General features: G+C 32.4%; 19 protein-coding genes and 1 other RNA gene. 13 read left to right on the forward strand and 7 right to left on the reverse strand.

The annotated features are described in order from the left end of the window. Positions 1-51: 51 nt before the first annotated feature. From DESAMIL20_RS01055 to DESAMIL20_RS01080, 6 genes are read right to left on the reverse strand one after another with little or no spacing between them, the layout of a single operon-like run. Positions 52-399, reverse strand: coding sequence for a NifB/NifX family molybdenum-iron cluster-binding protein (locus DESAMIL20_RS01055; RefSeq protein WP_086033028.1), 348 nt, complete (start codon positions 397-399; stop codon positions 52-54). Next, on the reverse strand, positions 396-1,214 hold the full coding sequence (locus DESAMIL20_RS01060) for a metal ABC transporter permease (RefSeq protein WP_086033029.1): 819 nt from the start codon (positions 1,212-1,214) through the stop codon (positions 396-398). The genes DESAMIL20_RS01055 and DESAMIL20_RS01060 overlap by 4 nt, the downstream gene beginning before the upstream one ends. Further along, complete coding sequence (locus DESAMIL20_RS01065) at positions 1,190-1,960, reverse strand: metal ABC transporter ATP-binding protein (RefSeq protein ID WP_086033030.1); 771 nt, start codon at positions 1,958-1,960, stop codon at positions 1,190-1,192. The genes DESAMIL20_RS01060 and DESAMIL20_RS01065 overlap by 25 nt, the downstream gene beginning before the upstream one ends. Further along, positions 1,953-2,804, reverse strand: coding sequence for a metal ABC transporter substrate-binding protein (locus DESAMIL20_RS01070; protein ID WP_086033031.1), 852 nt, complete (start codon positions 2,802-2,804; stop codon positions 1,953-1,955). The genes DESAMIL20_RS01065 and DESAMIL20_RS01070 overlap by 8 nt, the downstream gene beginning before the upstream one ends. Then, complete coding sequence (locus DESAMIL20_RS01075; protein ID WP_086033032.1) at positions 2,801-3,598, reverse strand: inositol monophosphatase family protein; 798 nt, start codon at positions 3,596-3,598, stop codon at positions 2,801-2,803. The genes DESAMIL20_RS01070 and DESAMIL20_RS01075 overlap by 4 nt, the downstream gene beginning before the upstream one ends. Further along, the gene (locus tag DESAMIL20_RS01080) at positions 3,585-4,424 is read right to left on the reverse strand and encodes a 4-hydroxy-3-methylbut-2-enyl diphosphate reductase (RefSeq protein ID WP_086033098.1); all 840 of its coding nucleotides are present in this window, start codon (positions 4,422-4,424) and stop codon (positions 3,585-3,587) included. Before DESAMIL20_RS01080 ends, DESAMIL20_RS01075 begins: the two co-directional genes overlap by 14 nt. 93 nt (positions 4,425-4,517) lie before the next feature. Between DESAMIL20_RS01080 and DESAMIL20_RS01085 the strand changes: the two genes are divergently transcribed. From DESAMIL20_RS01085 to DESAMIL20_RS01145, 13 genes are read left to right on the forward strand one after another with little or no spacing between them, the layout of a single operon-like run. Next, positions 4,518-5,261 carry an SAM hydrolase/SAM-dependent halogenase family protein gene (locus tag DESAMIL20_RS01085; RefSeq protein WP_086033033.1) on the forward strand — a complete coding sequence of 248 codons (744 nt, stop codon included), beginning with the start codon at positions 4,518-4,520 and terminating at the stop codon, positions 5,259-5,261. Continuing rightward, positions 5,245-6,762, forward strand: coding sequence for a bifunctional phosphoribosylaminoimidazolecarboxamide formyltransferase/IMP cyclohydrolase (gene purH, locus DESAMIL20_RS01090; protein ID WP_086033034.1), 1,518 nt, complete (start codon positions 5,245-5,247; stop codon positions 6,760-6,762). Before DESAMIL20_RS01085 ends, purH begins: the two co-directional genes overlap by 17 nt. Before the next feature lie 11 nt (positions 6,763-6,773). Then, positions 6,774-8,111, forward strand: coding sequence for a bifunctional UDP-N-acetylglucosamine diphosphorylase/glucosamine-1-phosphate N-acetyltransferase GlmU (glmU, locus tag DESAMIL20_RS01095; protein WP_086033035.1), 1,338 nt, complete (start codon positions 6,774-6,776; stop codon positions 8,109-8,111). Next, complete coding sequence (gene glmS / locus DESAMIL20_RS01100) at positions 8,112-9,905, forward strand: glutamine--fructose-6-phosphate transaminase (isomerizing) (protein WP_086033036.1); 1,794 nt, start codon at positions 8,112-8,114, stop codon at positions 9,903-9,905. It begins immediately after the preceding gene. After that, positions 9,902-11,656: a chloride channel protein gene (locus DESAMIL20_RS01105; protein WP_086033037.1), complete on the forward strand. Its 1,755-nt coding sequence runs from the start codon at positions 9,902-9,904 to the stop codon at positions 11,654-11,656. The genes glmS and DESAMIL20_RS01105 overlap by 4 nt, the downstream gene beginning before the upstream one ends. Then, positions 11,649-13,586 (forward strand): ATP-dependent helicase, encoded by a 1,938-nt coding sequence (locus DESAMIL20_RS01110; RefSeq protein WP_086033038.1) that lies wholly within the window; start codon positions 11,649-11,651, stop codon positions 13,584-13,586. Before DESAMIL20_RS01105 ends, DESAMIL20_RS01110 begins: the two co-directional genes overlap by 8 nt. Positions 13,587-13,594: 8 nt before the next feature. After that, complete coding sequence (locus DESAMIL20_RS01115; protein ID WP_086033039.1) at positions 13,595-14,059, forward strand: protein-export chaperone SecB; 465 nt, start codon at positions 13,595-13,597, stop codon at positions 14,057-14,059. Further along, on the forward strand, positions 14,037-14,576 hold the full coding sequence (locus DESAMIL20_RS01120) for a hypothetical protein (protein WP_158090469.1): 540 nt from the start codon (positions 14,037-14,039) through the stop codon (positions 14,574-14,576). Before DESAMIL20_RS01115 ends, DESAMIL20_RS01120 begins: the two co-directional genes overlap by 23 nt. Before the next feature lie 15 nt (positions 14,577-14,591). After that, positions 14,592-15,782 carry a DUF1015 family protein gene (locus DESAMIL20_RS01125; RefSeq protein WP_086033041.1) on the forward strand — a complete coding sequence of 397 codons (1,191 nt, stop codon included), beginning with the start codon at positions 14,592-14,594 and terminating at the stop codon, positions 15,780-15,782. After that, positions 15,775-16,140, forward strand: a complete 366-nt coding sequence (gene queD / locus DESAMIL20_RS01130; protein WP_086033042.1) for a 6-carboxytetrahydropterin synthase QueD — start codon at positions 15,775-15,777, stop codon at positions 16,138-16,140. Before DESAMIL20_RS01125 ends, queD begins: the two co-directional genes overlap by 8 nt. Continuing rightward, a complete protein-coding gene (locus tag DESAMIL20_RS01135; RefSeq protein WP_086033043.1) occupies positions 16,141-16,386 on the forward strand; it encodes a DUF1844 domain-containing protein in 246 nt (81 codons plus the stop codon). Positions 16,387-16,396: 10 nt separating this feature from the next. Then, positions 16,397-17,275 (forward strand): HDOD domain-containing protein, encoded by an 879-nt coding sequence (locus DESAMIL20_RS01140; RefSeq protein WP_086033044.1) that lies wholly within the window; start codon positions 16,397-16,399, stop codon positions 17,273-17,275. Continuing rightward, positions 17,276-18,082, forward strand: a complete 807-nt coding sequence (locus DESAMIL20_RS01145; RefSeq protein ID WP_086033045.1) for a CheR family methyltransferase — start codon at positions 17,276-17,278, stop codon at positions 18,080-18,082. It begins immediately after the preceding gene. Here the strand turns inward: DESAMIL20_RS01145 and rnpB are convergent. After that, an RNA gene (gene rnpB, locus DESAMIL20_RS01150) (RNase P RNA component class A) lies at positions 18,080-18,414 on the reverse strand. The two genes, DESAMIL20_RS01145 and rnpB, sit on opposite strands and share 3 nt — an antisense overlap. Positions 18,415-18,435: the final 21 nt, after the last annotated feature.

Genomic DNA, 18,435 nt, shown 5'->3' on the forward strand with positions numbered 1-18,435 from the left:
GTCATATGCTCAAATATATAAGTCTTTAAAGATATATCAAGTATAGTTAAATTATTTTTTACTGTTCAAATAGACTTGAAGTAACTCTTTCGCATTTTTGAAATTACTCTGTGGAAATTCAATTACTTGAATATCTTTTTCTTCAAATGCTTTTTTAATGTGTTTTCCAATTAAAACAACCAATGCTGCATCAATATCACCTAAAGTTTCTACTTGCTTTCTGTGAAACTCCACATGATCTATTGACGTGCTTTCTTCATCTTCATGTTCATGGTTTCCTACCAGGTTTTTAATAAGATGGCTGAATGTTGAATCGTTAAATATAGCAAAATACGGCGTTTTACCTGTTTTTGGAAAGATTTCCAAACTTTCGTCTTTAACTGGGATTGCAATTTTCATTTTATCCTCCTTGCTATTTTATTGTAAATTAGACTAAATAACCAAAAAACAAAAAAAGTTATAACAATTGTAGCTCCAGATGGTGTGTTAAGATAGTAAGAAATAAAGATTGCAAAAACGCAGGAAACAATGGAGAACGCAATAGACCATAAAATAACATTTTTATAATTTCTTGCAACATTCATACCGCACAAAGTCGGTAAAACCAAAAAAGCGTTGACTAGAATAATTCCAATCAACTTTACACTCAACACAATAATAATACCTAGAAAAATTAAAAATAGATAATAAAACAGATCAACATTTATACCATTTATTCGCGCTAACTCTTCGTTGAAAGTTATAAGCTGCACATGCGAAAAAAAGATGCTAAACAAAATAAGCCCTATTGCAAGAAGTATTAGAGAATATACAATATCACTATTATTAATTGCTAAAATATCACCAAAGAGCATACCCAATATATTCGCCGAGTATCCAGAAGAAAAACTCAGCACAATTGCTCCCAATGCCATTGTAAAAACAAACATTACATTAATTGCACTATCTTTACTTAAGCCTTTTCGGTATAAAATACCTATTAACAATGCTGTTAAGCAAGCAAAACCAATAGGTAAAAATAGTGTAGTTAGACCAAAAAGGTAGTTAAAGGCTAAACCACCAAAAACGGAATGAGATATACCTACGCCTAAAAAATTCAAACGTTGCAGGACAACAAAATAGCTTAAAATAGAAAGCAATATTGATAAAGAAATACCAACTATTAAAGCTTTAAATATAATCTCAACAATTATTGAGTTTTGTAAAATTGACATGATCTACATCCATTTTTGTGTATAACTATATTAGTGGTGCTGCCATATAATGCTGAAGCAAGTTTTACATAATCAATGTTTTCTGGTTTTTCGCTGCAATGAAGTTTTATATTTAAGCACATGATTCTATCAACAAACCTGCTTACTGCCCCAATATCGTGACTAACCAGAATAATAGTTATATTGTTTTTTAATTTTTCTTCGACTAAAATATTGTACATTTTTTCGTTAAAAACAGTATCCAAAGCGGTATTTGGCTCATCTAAAACTAAAATTTCTGGGTCTTTAAGAAGACACCTGCCCAGCTCAACCCTTTGTTTTTGCCCACCCGAGAGTTCTTTTAAATATTTATTTTCAATATCTAAAATGCCAAATAAATCAAGCACTTGCCTTGCTTTTTGAATAAGATGCTTTTTAGGTTTTTTAAAGACTGTAAATGCCCTTAGGTTTTCTTCTATTAGCATAATATCTATAACTCTAAGCGGCATAGACCAGTTTATACTTGTTTGCTGAGGTAAATATGAAACTTTGTGTTTTGATATGTATTCTTTGGGGGTTAATCCCTCTATAAGCACAATTCCTTTTGTAGGCTTTATTAATCCTAGTAAAATTTTTATTAAAGAGGTTTTGCCTGCGCCATTTGGACCTATTATGCTTACAAATTCCCCCTTCTTTATAGTTGTGTCGATTCCATTTAAAACAATCTTTTTATCAAAAATTAGACTAACATTTCTAAATTCAATCATTTACAGCGTTTTTTATAGTGTTTAAATTATACTGAAGCAGTTTTATATAACTGTTTAATCTGTTATCTTTTGAATTACCAAGAGGGCTTAAATAAACGTCTTTATAGTGTTTTTCTTGGGCTATCACTTTTGCTTGCTTTGCTCTAAAAGCGTAAACAACGATACCTTTTTTACATTTGCAGTTATCTAGTTGCTTAAAGCTTGTAAGTGTTAATTCACCTGATCCTTCTTGTAACATCTTTGCACATGGCTGTTTTCCAAAGCTTCTTAAAAAGTAATCAAATGCTGGATCAACCTCAACTATGCAGATGTTTTTATTCTTGAACAGCTTTTTGTAATCATTTTGTATATGTGAAATTTCTTGACTCAAGTTTTTGGCATTATTCATGAAAAACGAGCAATTTTTGGTATCTATTTTGCACAAATTATCTGCAATGGCATAGACGGCTGTATTTTTTACAAAATCCACATCAAGCCAAATATGAGGATTGGCGATGATTTTACCCGATAAAGTTTTTTTGCCTATAGGATTTTTATGATAATCGGATAAAATCAATGTTTTACCTTTAATATTATTTTTTACTTTATCAAACCAAAACTCAAAACCATACCCAACGCTTATAAAGAGGTTTGATTTAGCCAACTCTTGAATATCTTTTGGTGTTGGGTTAAAAAAATGGGGATTTGCGTTTTCTGGAACAATAAATGCTGTATCAACCTTATTTTGTGCAATTTGATTAACTAGTGAGCTTAGAATATATGTGCTTGTAACAACAAGTGGTTTTGCAAAAGTGTATTGAACAAACATAATTATAAACAAAAAAGAAAGTAAAACTTTCCTCATACAACACCCCCTGAATAAATTTTATTGTAGAAGTAGTCTAGTTTTTTAATATCAGAAAGTGCCCAAAAAGGTTTATCCTTGCTTGTATCAATAGGAGCTATATAGGGTGTCTTAGAACCCCACTCAAACACGCCCCCGCCTGTTTCTTCTATGATGAGCTTGGCTGCAGCATAATCTATTATTCTTGATGGCTGTATGTGAAAAAAAACATCAATGCTGCCAAGACCTAGGTAGCACAAATCAAGCGCTACACTTCCCATAGACCTTATGCGGTGGAAACTTTTAAAAATATTTTTTAAATCATCCAGGCTTGTCTGGCGTTTTATGCCTTCGATTGAAGCAATTTCACTTGCAATTGAAAGCTTTTGTATAGGTTCGTTATTTAGAAATGTCCCTTTGTCTTTAATTGCAAAAAATTCATCTGAGTTTGATAAATTTAGCACATACGCTTCTGTCATGGAGTCGCTTGTTTGGGAATAAGCTAGCGCAATAGAAAAAGCACTGTATGGTATGCCTCTTTTAGCATTAAGGCTTCCATCTATGGGGTCAACAATAAACAGTGGATACTTTTGGCCAAAATCCATAAAACCGCTCTCTTCACTTAGCAAAGAGCATTTTATTGATTGTTTTATTATTGATTCAACAATAATTTCCTGCGCTTTTTTATCAATAAATACGCTAACATCACCAAATGGATTTGTTTCAAATTCTTGACTTGCTATTTTATTTCCAAAATACCTATTAAGTGCTATTATTTGTTTTCCAAGCTCTTTAAAAAAATCAATGTATGTCATTGTCTATACTTTCAATGGCTTGTATAACATCATCAATAAGCCATGAGGGTGTACTTGCGCCAGCTGTTATACCAACATTTTTTACATTATAAAACCATTCTTTTTTGAGTTCTTCTTTTGTTTCTATGTAATAGACTTTTTTGCAAAAATTAAGACATATTTCGAATAGTTTGCGTGTGTTTGCAGAATTTTTGCCCCCAATGACGATCATAATATCTGAAATTTGTGCTAGCTCTTTGGCAGACTCTTGTCTTTTTTCCGTTGCATCGCATATTGTATTAAATATTCTTATTTCTTTTGCTTTTTTTACAAGTTCGGACACAATTGAAACAAAATTATCCACAGATTGTGTAGTTTGTGATACAACACCAATTTTTTGAGCTTGAATGTTTTTTGCCTCTTCTTTAGAGTTTATAACCTGTGCCTGATAATTTGCATAAGCAATATGTGCCTGGACTTCAGGGTGATTTTTATCCCCTATTATTACAACAAAGTAGCCTTCTTCGTACAATTGTTTTGCATAATCCTGAGCTTCTTTTACAAAGGGGCAGGTGGCATCAATGCACTCCAGTTTTTTTTTATTAATAAGCTTGTAGATTTGAGGTGGTATGCCATGAGATCTGATTAAGATGGCATTTTTTGCTTCATCGATACTTTCTACTACTTTCAACCCTTTTTTTTCGTATTCGCTTACTACTTGAGGGTTGTGTATAATTGGACCTAAGCTGTAAATTGATTTGTTTTTTTCTAAAGCTTCGTCTGCGATTTTTATCGCCCTTCTCACACCGTAACAAAACCCAGCATTTTGAGCAATTCTGATTTTCATAGGTAGCATTATATCAAACGCAAACAAAGTTTTCAAATGACAATTGAAATAGATAACTTGAAAAACTTTTAATTTAAGTATAAAATATTAAAGATGCGAACGGTAGTGTTTTTATCGGATTTTGGCTATCTTGATCCTTATGTAGGAATTGTAAAAGGCGCAATAAAGTCTAGCTGTAATGTTGAAATTATTGATTTATCACATAATATAGATTCTTTTAAGTTAAAAAGTGCTCAGTTTATTTTAAAGCATTCTTATAAGTATTTTCCAGAAGGTAGTATTTTTTTGGTTGTGGTTGATCCTGAAGTGGGCTCTTTTGCAAGACCTATTGTTGTTAAAAGAAAAAATTATACATTTGTAGGCAGAGATAACGGTATTCTAACATTTGACAATGATTTTAAAGTATTTAGCGTCGATGAAGGATTTAAAGATGTATCTGCTACATTCCATGCAAGGGATGTATTTGCAAAAATTGTTTGCAAGATTATTAATAAAAAAATTAATTTGACAAAAATTGAATCTTTTGAAAAATTTAACATTGAGGAGGTGGTTTTTAGCAAAGATGAGCAAAAAGGTGAAGTTTTATGGATAGACAAATTTGGTAATATCATTACAAATATTAAGACTAACTCTAACAATTATGAGTTGGTTATAAATGGTTTTACTATAGAAAAGAAAGCCCAATACTATGCTGAGTTTAAGGAATCTTTTTTTGCTATAGAGGGGTCTTTTGGTTTCTTGGAAATTGCAAAATATCAAGATAGTGCAGCCAAAATACTAAACGTTAAAATTGGCAATAATGTTATAGTAAGGAGTAAAAATGAGAGCAATAATTAGCGTGTATGATAAATCAGGAATTGTAGAATTTGCAAAATTTTTGAAAGAAAAAGGTGTAGAAATTATATCAACTGGATCTACCTACACTTTGTTAAAGGAAAATGGTATCAATGCTAAAAGTGTTGAAAACTACACCGGTTTTGAAGAAATTTTAGATGGACGTGTAAAAACGCTTCAATATAAAATTCACGCCGGTATTCTTGCTGATTTGAGCAAACCAAAGCACCAAGAAGAGCTCTTAGCGCACAATATTGAGCCTATAGACATAGTGGTTGTTAACCTGTATCCGTTTGAGCAGGTTGCATTGCGATCAAATAACGAGGAAGAGCTCATTGAAAATATTGATATAGGTGGACCTACGCTTATTAGGGCAGCTTCAAAAAATTATAAAAGAGTGCTTGTAGTAGTAGACCCAAAAGATTATTCAAAAGTGATGGAAAATTTTGACAACATCGATTTAGAATTCCGAAAAAAATGCGCACTCAAGGCTTTTGCATTAACGTCTTATTACGATTCTGTGATTGTAGAAAAATTTGGCTATAGAGGCGATGTACTCAATGTTGGTCTTAAGTTAAAAAAATTTCTAAGGTATGGCGAAAATCCTCACCAAACTGCAAACTTTTTTAGACTGCCGCTAAAAAAAGGCTTACCAAACATGGTCCAACTTCAAGGAAAAGAAATTTCATTTAATAATATATTAGATATAGATATTGCCTATCGTATGATGATAGAGTCAAACTTTTTAAATAAAACTTGCATGTGTGCAATAATAAAGCATAATACGCCTTGCGGTGCAGCTTGTGCTGATAGCGCTCAAGAGGCTTATGAAAAAGCGCTTTTTGGCGATCCAGTAAGTGCTTTTGGTGGTATAGTAGGCATAAATGATACTGTAGATGGAAATTTAGCAAAAAAAATATCAGAGCGTTTCTATGAGGTTGTGGTTGCTTTCGATTTTAAACAAGAAGCTTTGAGTATTTTATCTAAGAAGAAAAATTTAATTTTGGTAAAAGTTGATAAAATAGACTTAAATTCTTATAAAAACAACAAAGATATAAAAAGCGTAATAGGTGGTTTTGTTGTTCAAGATATTGATTATATGAGTGAGTTTAGTTATGAAACCGTCACAAAAGCTCAATCAACGGATAAACAAATAGAAGATTTAAAATTTGCGTGGTTTGTTGCAAAATTCGCAAAATCAAACGCCATTTGTTTTGCTTTAAACTCTCAGACGTTGGCAATTGGGGCAGGTCAAACTTCAAGGGTTGATGCGATAAAGTGTGCTGCTCAAAAAGCTAAAGATTTAGGTATTGGCTTGGCTGGAAGTGTTTTAGCATCGGATGGTTTTTTCCCTTTTAGAGATAATATTGATGTAGCTAAGTCCTATGGGGCGGTAGCATTTATTCAACCAGGTGGCTCTATTCGCGATGAAGAGGTAATTAAAGCATGTAATGAGTATAACTTGCCTATGGTTTTTACCAAAAAAAGGCACTTCAGGCACTAAGAGAGGTTTATATGGATGCTGTAGTTTTGGCTGCAGGTAAAAGCAGCCGTATGAAGACAGCCAAAAGCAAAATTTTTTACGATTTGTGCGGGAAAAGCATTATTTCGCATATTATAGATACGCTAACACATAGTGGCTTTGAAAAAATTGTCATTGTAGCAGACAAAGATCATAAAGATCAGTTATCTTCATTTGGCACAGTTGTGGTTCAAAAAATTCAAAATGGTACAGCAAGGGCTTGCGAGATCGCTCTAGACTATGTTAGCAATGATTTTTTGGTTACCACTGCGGATGCGGCTTTAGTGAAAAGTTATACCCTTCAAAGAGCTAAAGATTATTTTATAGACAAATCTTTAGAATGTTTATTGCTTGTATCAGTCGTCGATAACCCAACAGGCTATGGTCGTATTGTAAAGCATGAAAGCGGTTTTAGGATTGTAGAACAAAAAGATGCCAGTAATGATATTTTAGCTATAAATTTGGTAAGCAGTGGTATTTTTTTTCTGAAAAAAGACTTTGCATCGGAAAACTTACCAAATATAGACAATATTAATGCCCAAAGTGAGTATTACCTGCCAGATATTGTAAAATTTAGCAAAAAATGCGATTTATTTGAAGTTGATAAGGATGAAATTTTGGGTATTAATACGCAAAAAGAGTATTCCATAGCAAGAAGCATTATGCAACAAAGAATTATTGAAGCTCACATGGAAAATGGTGTAGTGTTTATTGATCCAAAATCAGCCTATATCGATTTAGATGTAACAATAGGCACAGATACAATTATACACCCAAATGTTCACATAAGAAAGGGTACAAAAATTGGGAAAAATTGCTTAATTGATACAGGGAGTGTTATTGATTCTTGCAACATTTCTGATAATGTTGTTGTAAAACCATACAGTGTTTTGACTGGCTCAATTATTGAAGATAATTGTTCAATTGGTCCATTTTCTCACTTAAGGCCAGACAATGTGTTAAAAAAGAATGTGCATATTGGCAATTTTGTGGAAGTTAAAAAGTCAATTTTGGATAAAAATACAAAGGCAAGTCACTTAAGCTATATTGGCGATGCAATAATAGGCAAAAATGTAAATGTAGGTGCCGGTACAATTACATGCAACTATGACGGTTATAATAAAAACCAAACAATTATAGGTGATAATGTGTTTATTGGTTCTGATACCCAGCTTGTTGCACCAGTAAAAATTGGCAATGATTGTCTAATAGCGGCAGGCACTACAGTAACCAAAGACACACCACCTTTTAGTTTAGTTTTATCAAGACTACCACAGCAAGTTAAAGAAAATTGGGTTATATCGTACAGAAAACGCCAAGAGGAGAAATAAATGTGTGGTATTGTTGGCTACATTGGCAATAAAAAAGCAAGCGGTATATTGTTAAATGGTTTGTCTGCCCTTGAGTATAGAGGTTATGATTCTGCCGGTATTGCTCTTCTTAATGATCGTATAGAAGTTATAAAAGTTAAAGGTAAAGTTGCAGATTTAGTTAGTGCATGCTTGTCATCAGGAAGTGAGCTCAACAGCACAATTGGCATTGGCCACACCAGGTGGGCAACACATGGCAAACCAAGCAAAGAAAATGCCCATCCTCACTCCACTAAAAATTTTGCTATTGTCCACAATGGCATTATAGAAAACTTTAAAGAGATTGACGACTTTTTACTACAAGAAGGATATAAAAAATCCTCCGCTACTGACACAGAAACTATTTTGTTGCTTATTGATTACTACAGTAAAACTTTATCTACTTTTGAAGCTCTCAAAAAAGCAATGTCTATTTTGAAAGGCAGTTTTGCTATAGCGTTAATTCATTTAGGTGAGCAAAAAATTTATGCCGCAAAAAAAGAATCTCCACTGCTTATTGGTTTGCAAGAAGATGAACTGTTTTTAGCAAGTGATTTGAGCGCATTTTTGGAACACACAAAGCAATTTGTAGTTTTGGAAGAAAACGATATTGCAATATTAGAAAAAAACGGTAGATACAAAATCTACAATAATGCTAATAAGGTAGAACGTTTAGTTAAAAGCGTTGATTGGAACTTGCAAACTGCTCAAAAAGGTGGTTTTAAGCATTTTATGCTAAAGGAGATAAGCGAAGAAGACGAAGCTTTGGCAAACACTATTTATGCTCATATCCAAAGTGACAAAATCGAATTGGACATTGATGAAGATTTACTAAGAAATATTAAAAAAATAACCATTGTGGCTTGCGGCACAAGCTATTATGCAGGTTTAACATCAAAGTATTTTTTTGAAGATTTACTTTCTATACCTGTAAGTGTAGAAATTGCATCGGAATTTCGCTATTCAAAACCTATATTTTCGGACAATAACATATTTATTGCAATCTCACAATCAGGCGAAACGGCAGACACCAAAGAGTCTTTAAATCTTGCAAAAGCGTTAGGCATAAAAACCATTTCGATTGTAAATGTTCAAGAAAGCACCATTGCAAGATTAAGCGACTATGTGCTATATACGCTTGCTGGTCCAGAAATAAGCGTCGCTTCAACAAAAGCTTTTGTTTGTCAGCTTGCTATGCTGTATTTGCTTGCTCTAAAAATAGCTCAGCTAAAAGGAATAGACGTGGAAGACTACATAAAAGAGTTAAATTCTATACCACCGATATTAAAAAGTGAGTTTAACCATATCAACAGCGAAGTCGAAAAAATTGCTAAAAAATACTCTCATGTTAAAAATTTTATATATTTAGGCAGAGGTTTATCTTACCCACTGGGGCTAGAAGGGGCTTTAAAACTAAAAGAAATTTCATATATACATGCAGAAGGCTACCCTGCAGGAGAGCTAAAACATGGGCCTATTGCATTAATTGATAAAAGTACGCCAACATTTGTCATAGCGCCTGGCATTGAACCATTTTACTCAAAAACCATATCAAATGCCAATGAAGTAAAAGCCAGAGATGGCAAGATTATACTACTATCAGAAAAATATTCATATATTGCAGATGATTTCATAGAATCTCCAAAAGTTTCATACTTTTTTTCTGCTTTTATTAATATCGTGCCACTGCAGTTGTTTGCCTACCATATTGCAAATATTTTAGGAAATGACGTAGATCAACCACGCAATTTAGCAAAAAGCGTAACTGTTGAATGAAAAATATATCAAATTTGGGTATTTTAGAAAGCAAAATAGCAAAAAAGTGGTTACTTTATGTTTTGCTTGGTGTATTTAGTGGACTTGGCGCAATTTTTTTGTATGTGTTGATTAATTTCTTTAGTGTTTATCTGCTAAATCATGTAGCTGGGTTTCCTTTTAAGTTCCCTACAAACGAAAAATCACTGTTTGCTTTAAGAAATGTACCATTTAAACCTATTTTGTTTTTGATTATTATAACCTTGGGAGGATTTTTAAGCGGTTTGATGCTTTATATATTTGATGATAGAGAAAGCGGTGTCAATAAAATTATAAAGTACTTTCATCACAAAGTAATCATCAGACCAAAATCTGCTTTAATAAAGCTTTTTGCAAGCTCAATTGCGCTAGGCAGCGGATTTGCCGGAGGCAGGGAAGGTCCAGCAGCAGAAATAGGAGCATCTATTGGCTCATTTATTGGAAATACCTTTAATGTAAGCAATAGAGAAAAAAGGATCCTTATGATTAGCGGTCTTGCAGCGGGTATCGGTGCGATTTTTAGAGCGCCAATGGGGGCGGCTATTTTTGCAACAGAAGTACTCTACAAAGAAGCTGATTTTGAGTATGAAGCCCTGATGGCAAGTGCAATTTCTTCTATTACAGCATACTCAGTGTTTTCTTCGCTATTTGGGTGGGAGCGTATGTTTAGTGTCCCTACGATGTATTTTTATAAGCCACTAGAGCTGATATCATACAGTGTGCTTGCAGTAGCTATTGCAATTGGCGCCATATTATTTATTTATCTATTTAAACACGCAAAACTTTTAACCGGTATGATAAATTATCCCATTTATGTAAAAACCGCTTTAGGTGGATTAGTTGTTGGTTTGTTTGGCATTTTTTTGCCAGCTAGCGCTGGAATGGGTTATGGTTTACTAGAAGCTGCCTTTACAGACCCACGAAATTACTTCTTTTTGTTAATGGTTGGTATTTTGAGAATGTTTACTACTTCTGTATCAGCAGGTAGTAAAACACCAGTTGGTTTATTTGCGCCATTGCTTATAATTGGCGCGCTTCTTGGTGTTGGAATTGGGAATTTGTTAAAGTTAAGCGGTATTTTTGTTGTAGTAAACCCTTCGAGCTTCGCTGTAGTTGGTATGGCTGCTTTTTTGGCAGCCTGTGAAAAAACGCCTATTTCTTCTATTGTGCTTACAGCAGAAATAACAGGTGGGTATGAGTTAATTGTACCTGCTCTTTGGGTTGTTGCTATTGCTTTTTTGCTCACAAGAAAAGTAAATTTAGAAGAAGCTCAAGTAGATACAAGGCTTGACTCTCTTGTACACGCTGATGAGTACAAAATCAATATTTTAGAGCATATTAGAGTTGAAGAGCTTATGGAAACTAAATTTTTAACGATTAATAAAAATGAAACATTAAAGGAAATTTATGATATATTTGCAAATGAGAAATACAACGAAATCCTCGTTCTAGATGAAAATAATAAACTATACGGTATTATTACATTGCATGTTTTAAAAACCATCCTTAATGAAAGCTTACTTAATAATTTTTTGTTGGCTGTAGATGTTGCAAATACTGACCTTATATTTGTTTTACCTCAAGAAAGTTTGTATGCTCTTTTAAATAAAATTGACTTTAGAGAAATTAATACAGTGCCAGTTGTAAAATCTTTAGAAACTATGGAAGTTATTGGCATAATTAGAAGAAAAGCAATATTAAGAAAAATATCACAAGGAAGTATAAATGTTTGATTCATTAAACGAACAACAAAAAAAAGCAGTTGAAATATGCGATAAAAATTTACTTATTATTGCAGGCGCTGGAAGCGGAAAAACTAAAACACTTACATATAAAATTGCATATATTCTTAAACATAATCTTGCAAAGCCTCATGAAATCTTAGCATTGACCTTCACAAACAAAGCAGCAGACGAGATGAAAGAAAGAGTAGCAAGTATTCTAAATACAAATATTGAAAATTTTTATATAGGCACATTTCACTCTTTATCGTTGAGATTTTTGAGGAAAATGGGCAAAAATTATACAATTTATGACAAACATGACCAGGAAATGCTCGTTAAAGAAATTATACAGTCGCTTAATTTGGATAAAAATAAGTTTTCACCTTCTAAAATCTCATCTTATATTTCAAAATTAAAAAACTCTGCTAATATAGAGTTTCCCACTAAGGAAATAGAAAAGATATACAATATGTATGAGGAAAAACTTGTTAATGCTAATGCGGTTGACTTTGACAATATTTTAATAAATTTTATAAATGAGCTTAAAAACAATAATGAATTGCGTCTTAGGTTTCAAAACCAATTTAAATTTATCCTGATTGATGAGTACCAGGATACCAATAATATACAGTATGAGCTTATTAAGCAGTTTTACAATAGTAAAACATTAGTTTTCGCTGTAGGCGATGAAGATCAGTCTATTTATGCATTTAGAGGCGCAAATATAAATAATATTTTGTCTTTTAGTGATGATTTTTTGCCATGTGAAATTATTAAACTAGAAAAAAATTACCGTTCAACAAAGAATATACTAAACATCGCAAATACTATCATTACGCACAACAAAATGCGCATAGGCAAAAAGCTTTACTCTGAGATTTCTGGCGTTGAGCCTATTATCAAAGAATTTTCAACAAATAGAGAAGAATCGTATTTTGTTGCAAATCAAATAAAAAAAATTTTAAAAGAAAATCAACATACCAGCATAGCTGTTCTATATAGAAACAACAATCTTTCTAGACTTTTTGAAGAATATCTTGTACAGCTTGGTGTCTTCTACAAAAAAATAGGTTCTCACAAATTCTTTGATAAAAAAGAAATTAAAGACATTTTGAGTTTTGTAAAAGTTGCATATAATGAAAAAGATAATTTATCTTTTTTGCGCTCAATTGGAAATTTTGGTGGAATTGGCGAAAAGACAATAGAAAGCATTAAAAATCTAGCAAGTGATTTAGGTATGAGTCTTTTTGGAGCTACATCTAGACTAACACAAAAAAAATATGCCAAAGTTGCTAACTTTATTGAGTTTGTAAAAATTTTGCAAAAAAAGCTCGAATTTGATAGTATTAGCAAGTGCCTAAAGTTTATTTTTGATGAAGTGTTTTCAAATAAAAACTTTTACAAAGAAGATTTACGTCAATCAAATGTTGATGAGTTGATTGAATTTTCAAAAGATATGGATATTGAATCTTTTATGGAAAGTGCGAGTCTGTATGATTATTCTCAAAACATAGTTGAGCAGGATATTCAAGCAACATCAAGCGTTAGCCTTATGACCATACATGCGGCCAAAGGATTAGAGTTTGATCATGTTTTTATGGTGGGCCTGAATGAAGGCATATTGCCCAGTTTGTATCATGATTCGGCTATAGAAGAAGAAAGGCGCATAATGTATGTAGGTGTTACAAGGGCAAAAAAGAATCTATATTTAAGCTACTTTTTATCAGACTTTCATAACAATTTCATATCATCTCGTTTTTTAAAAGAGATAGGTTCGATAAATAAAAATCCCATAAGAAGGTATAAAATTGGGGAGACGATAACTCATAAGGATTACGGTAGTGGTGTTATTTTAAATGTTAAAGAAGAGCCATTAGAGTTAAAAGTGAATTTTTTTAAGTTTGGATTAAAAAATTTAACAAAAAGTGATATTATTTAGGAGGCACTATGGCAGATAGCGTTCAAGAAAGATTTGCAAAACTCAACACAAACCTGGTTTTGCACAACATCAGGCTTTATAAGTTTGAAGCTAGCTTTGATGATGAGAAAATTAATGTTTCTATGGAGGAATCCAAGGTTTATATTGACAAAAATGTTTATTATCAAGTTGTAGCTGATAATCATGTGAGGGTTTTTCAAGAGTTTTTTTTTAAAGTGGCACTCCAAAATAATCCAGAAGAAGTGTTAATTAAGATAAGCCCATCTTACATTTTAGACTTTCAAGTAGGCGGACCAATGGATGATGAGATTTTTAAGATTTTTGCAGACTCGACTGTCTTGGTCGATAGTTGGCCATATTTTAGAGAAATTGTCCAAAGCACACTCCTTAGGATGGGTTTAGCGCCAGTTGTTCTGCCGCCTATTAATTTTAACCCATTTGTTAATGTTGATGCAAGCGCACAGTCAAAGTAACAATATTGCCTTTGCAATTGACGGTTCAGGTGAATCACTTAGTATGGCTTTTTTTGAAGGTGAATTGCTAATTGATTCCATTTTCGTTGAAAAAGCCATACACTCTGTGAGGATTATTTCCACTTTTGATGCTTTATTAGAAAAAACACAACTGCATATTTTTGATATAGAAACATTGTATGTGACAATTGGACCTGGCCGTTATAGCAGTCTTAGAGTGACGCTGTCTGCAATTAAAGGTTTATTTTTTGATTTTTCAGGTTTAGTATATTGTGTTAACACAATGGATTTAATAGCAGCAAATTGCCTACATAGTGATTGTTTATCTGTAAGCAAAAAAACTTCAAAGGGCGAAATTATGTATTATTATAACACAAATAAAATTGTAAAAAGACTAAATAATTACAATAAAAATTGCCAAAACTGTAATGGTGCTAGCGATATTAAAAATTTATTTAGAATAGATAAAAAACTTTTTATTAAATGCAGTTTATCAAGTATTGTACCGATATATTAGATATTAGGAGGAGCTATGCCCATAGTTGAACCATTTAAAGGGATTTTTTTTAAAGAAAAAAAAATTGATACTTATGTATGCCCACCATACGATGTCATAGACAGTGACTATAAGAATCAATTATTATCAAAAGATGAGTTTAATATAGTAAGAATCGTTTTACCAGAAGGAGAGAATGACCAAAAGTATAAAAATGCTAAAAATATATTGAAAGCCTGGATTTTGCAAAAAAAACTGATTTTTGACGAAGATTGCTCATTTTATGCTTACAGTTGTAAATATAGTATTGATGGAGTAGAAAAGACATTATTTGGTTTTTTGGGCGCATTGAAGCTTGAAGAACTTGGTGGTTCTATAAAACCACATGAAAAAACGCTTAAAGGCCCAAAAATTGATCGATTTAAGCTTATAACTTCAACTAATGCTATGTTTTGTCCCATAATGATGATTTACGATAATGTACAATTGTCCGACTTTATAAAAAAATGCAATAAAGAGGATCTTTTTGAGGTAAATTTTGAAAATAAATTACATAAAGTTTATAAAATAAATGATGCATCTGCTATTAACCATATAAAACAAAAAATTAAAAATCAAACATTAGTCATAGCTGATGGTCACCATAGATACGAAACTTGTTTATCCATTAAAGAACACTACAAACAAATAGGTCAAGAAACTCCTGGAAGCGATTACGCTCTTGTTTTTTTTGTTGATAAAAATGATGAGCTGTCTTTAATGCCCATACACAGATTAATAAAAAAAATCAATATTGATAAATTGAAACAAAAACTTTATAATTTCTTTGAAATTGGCGATGTTTTTAATTATGATATAGTCATGTATGATGGTGAATTTACTTATTTAAAATACATGAAAAAAATTACGGATGGTTTAATAGAAAGGCTTGATGTGAAGATTTTTGAAGATGTAGTTTTTAAAGGTATGCTAAATCTTAGCGATGCAGACATTGCAAGTAATGAAATATCAGGCTATGCTCACTCAAAAGAAGAAGTAGTAAAAAGTGTTGATAGAAAAGAAGCTGCTGCGGGGTTTTTACTAAAGCCTATAACTTACGATACACTATTTGAAATTACAAGCCATAACCTTACATTCCCACAAAAATCCACATACTTTTATCCCAAAATCCCAAGCGGCCTTGTAGGGTATCATTTTAGCAGTATAGAGGGTTGTAAAAATGTTTGAAATTTGTGTTGAAAGTGATTTTTGTGCAGCACATAGACTAAATAATTATCTTGGCGCATGCGAAAACCTGCATGGTCATAATTTTAAAGTAGAGGTTGTTGTTAGATGTAGCAAACTTAACCAAACATACATAGGAATAGATTTTAAAGAATTAAAAGGACATCTAAAAGATATATTGTCTGCACTTGATCACAGGTATTTGAATGAAATAGATTTTTTTTCAAAAACAAACCCCACATCAGAAATGATAGCAAAATACATTTTTGAAACATTAAAAAGTCGCATAAAGGAATGCGATCTATACACTGTAAGTGTTTATGAAACGCCTACATCAAAAGCAACCTATATGGAGGATTAGATGAAGTTTGAAGAATTTATCCTATCAATTGCAGGCGGTGCTTATGTGCAGCTTGGGATAGTCGAAGACCCATTTGATAATACGAAAAAAATAGATTTAGAAATGGCAAAAGCCAGTATAGAGTTAATAGAAATGCTTAAAGAAAAGACAAAAAACAATCTTACAAAAGAAGAGGAAGACTTGCTTGAGAGTGTAATATTAGATTTAAATGAAAAGTATAAAGAAAAAATAAGCAAAGAAACATAAGTAGGCTAAAATGAATAACGTAGAAAAACTATACAATAATTTAGAATCTATTGAAAATTTACCCGCTTTCCCTCAGATTGCCCTAGAGGTTACATATTTATTGAGAAAAGAATCTACATCTGCAAAGAATTTGTACGACCTTATACAGAAAGATCCTGTGTTGGTGTCTCAAATTTTAAAAACGGCTAATTCTCCATTTTACGGGCTACATGAAAAAGTTTCTTCATTGGTGCATGCTATAAATTTACTTGGTTTTGTGCAAATAGAAAACATCGTTATTGCTTCGGCGCTACTTTCTACAATGAAAAAGTTTCCTGTTGGTAGACGATTCAACACAAATCAATTTTTGGATCACTCTTTTGGTTGTGGAATAACTGCAAAAATTATATCAAACATTCTAAATTTTAACACAGGTGGCTTGGAGTTTTCCGCAGGTGTTATCCACGATATAGGAAAAGTTATATTAGATTTATACGACCAGGAAGATTTTGATAAAATTTTAAACTTTGCTTATAAAAACAATAAGTCGTTTTACGAATCCGAAAAAGTACTATTTGGTATAACGCATTGCGATTTAGCCAAAAAACTGCTCAAAAAATGGAGTTTGCCAGAAGATTTAATCGATGCTGTGGTAAACCATCATAGTCCAAAAAAGGCAAAAAATCAGATAATGGCATCTATTATATCTGTTGCAGATTTGCTTACTTACTCAGAAGGCATAGGTTTTGGTGGCAATTATTCAAAATTTTTAATGGAAGATCAAGAAGGATGGAAAATTATAACCTCAAACATTGAAGTTTCAAAAAAGATTGATTTGGCTTTATTTACTTTCAAACTCTTTGAACAAATTGATGAGGCAAAAAAATCCTACTTTAAGGAGTTGCACTAAATGCCAGAAATGGATTCTGAAATATTTGAAAACTTAAGAAACTTCATTTACGAAAAATCCGGCATTTTTTTTGAAGTTAGCAAGAAATATCTGCTTGAAAATAAACTTTCAAAACGCATACAAGAATTAAAATTGCGAGATTATGAAGATTATTTAAGATTTTTACAAAACAGAAAAGATGAATTATGCAATCTCTTTGATGCAATAACAATTAATGAAACCTATCTTTTTAGGCATGCACAGCAAATTGAAGTATTTTTAATTGTAGCAAACGAGCTTCTAAAGCAAAAACCCATGTTGAATATATGGAGTGCAGCTTGCTCAAGCGGAGAAGAACCATATACTTTAGTTATAGCTTTAATGGAAAAATACGGGCAGCAAATACCAGCAAGAATCTTAGCATCAGATATTAGTCAGGAAGTTTTGGAAAAAGCAAAAAATGGAATTTACAATGAGTATGCTGTAAAAGAACTAACAAGTGCTATAAAGCAAAAATACTTCGATATTGAAAAAAATACATATAAAATCAAAGATTTTGTTAAGAGCAAAGTAGTGCTTAGACAATTGAACCTTATTGATAACGAAGATTTAAGCAGCGTTGGTAAAATGGATATAATATTCTTAAGGAATGTTTTAATTTACTTTGATAACAAATCTAGACAAAAAGTTATAGATAAGATTCATAATGATATTTTGAATAAAAATGGATATTTATTTTTAGGCGCAACAGAGTCAATATCAAGATTAAATACGAAGCTTAAGCTTGTACATTTCAAACAGGCACTTGCTTATAAAAAAGAAGATTAAGGCAAGCAGGCTATAAGCCAGGTTCTGTAAGGAATAAATCCTTTGGGGCCATTTATCTAAGCGACCTACCCGGAGATTATAGGCTCGGATCAGGCCAATCTCCCTATTTGGTCTTGCTCTAAGCGGGGCTTGCAATGCCACAGCCATTACTGGTTGTGCGGTAAGCTCTTACCTCACCATTTCGCTTTTTACTTAAAACTATCGTTTTAAGTAACTTCTTTTCTGTTGCGCTTTCCTGTGGATCACTCCAACCCTTTTACAGGCGCTTTGATCCGATAGAGCCTGGACTTTCCTCTAGTGCTTAATGCACCAGCGACCCCGCACCTACTTGCCGTTAATTAATATATCCTAAA

Origin of the sequence: Desulfurella amilsii, assembly GCF_002119425.1 — a bacterium.
Taxonomy (GTDB): domain Bacteria; phylum Campylobacterota_A; class Desulfurellia; order Desulfurellales; family Desulfurellaceae; genus Desulfurella; species Desulfurella amilsii.

Bases quoted from the DNA above. Each gene is read 5' to 3' on its own strand.
- DESAMIL20_RS01055 (WP_086033028.1), bottom strand. From the start codon at position 399: ATGAAAATTGCAATCCCAGTTAAAGACGAAAGTTTGGAAATCTTTCCA.
- DESAMIL20_RS01060 (WP_086033029.1), bottom strand. From the start codon at position 1,214: ATGTCAATTTTACAAAACTCAATAATTGTTGAGATTATATTTAAAGCT.
- DESAMIL20_RS01065 (WP_086033030.1), bottom strand. From the start codon at position 1,960: ATGATTGAATTTAGAAATGTTAGTCTAATTTTTGATAAAAAGATTGTT.
- DESAMIL20_RS01070 (WP_086033031.1), bottom strand. From the start codon at position 2,804: ATGAGGAAAGTTTTACTTTCTTTTTTGTTTATAATTATGTTTGTTCAA.
- DESAMIL20_RS01075 (WP_086033032.1), bottom strand. From the start codon at position 3,598: ATGACATACATTGATTTTTTTAAAGAGCTTGGAAAACAAATAATAGCA.
- DESAMIL20_RS01080 (WP_086033098.1), bottom strand. From the start codon at position 4,424: ATGAAAATCAGAATTGCTCAAAATGCTGGGTTTTGTTACGGTGTGAGA.
- DESAMIL20_RS01085 (WP_086033033.1), top strand. From the start codon at position 4,518: ATGCGAACGGTAGTGTTTTTATCGGATTTTGGCTATCTTGATCCTTAT.
- purH (WP_086033034.1), top strand. From the start codon at position 5,245: ATGAGAGCAATAATTAGCGTGTATGATAAATCAGGAATTGTAGAATTT.
- glmU (WP_086033035.1), top strand. From the start codon at position 6,774: ATGGATGCTGTAGTTTTGGCTGCAGGTAAAAGCAGCCGTATGAAGACA.
- glmS (WP_086033036.1), top strand. From the start codon at position 8,112: ATGTGTGGTATTGTTGGCTACATTGGCAATAAAAAAGCAAGCGGTATA.
- DESAMIL20_RS01105 (WP_086033037.1), top strand. From the start codon at position 9,902: ATGAAAAATATATCAAATTTGGGTATTTTAGAAAGCAAAATAGCAAAA.
- DESAMIL20_RS01110 (WP_086033038.1), top strand. From the start codon at position 11,649: ATGTTTGATTCATTAAACGAACAACAAAAAAAAGCAGTTGAAATATGC.
- DESAMIL20_RS01115 (WP_086033039.1), top strand. From the start codon at position 13,595: ATGGCAGATAGCGTTCAAGAAAGATTTGCAAAACTCAACACAAACCTG.
- DESAMIL20_RS01120 (WP_158090469.1), top strand. From the start codon at position 14,037: ATGCAAGCGCACAGTCAAAGTAACAATATTGCCTTTGCAATTGACGGT.
- DESAMIL20_RS01125 (WP_086033041.1), top strand. From the start codon at position 14,592: ATGCCCATAGTTGAACCATTTAAAGGGATTTTTTTTAAAGAAAAAAAA.
- queD (WP_086033042.1), top strand. From the start codon at position 15,775: ATGTTTGAAATTTGTGTTGAAAGTGATTTTTGTGCAGCACATAGACTA.
- DESAMIL20_RS01135 (WP_086033043.1), top strand. From the start codon at position 16,141: ATGAAGTTTGAAGAATTTATCCTATCAATTGCAGGCGGTGCTTATGTG.
- DESAMIL20_RS01140 (WP_086033044.1), top strand. From the start codon at position 16,397: ATGAATAACGTAGAAAAACTATACAATAATTTAGAATCTATTGAAAAT.
- DESAMIL20_RS01145 (WP_086033045.1), top strand. From the start codon at position 17,276: ATGCCAGAAATGGATTCTGAAATATTTGAAAACTTAAGAAACTTCATT.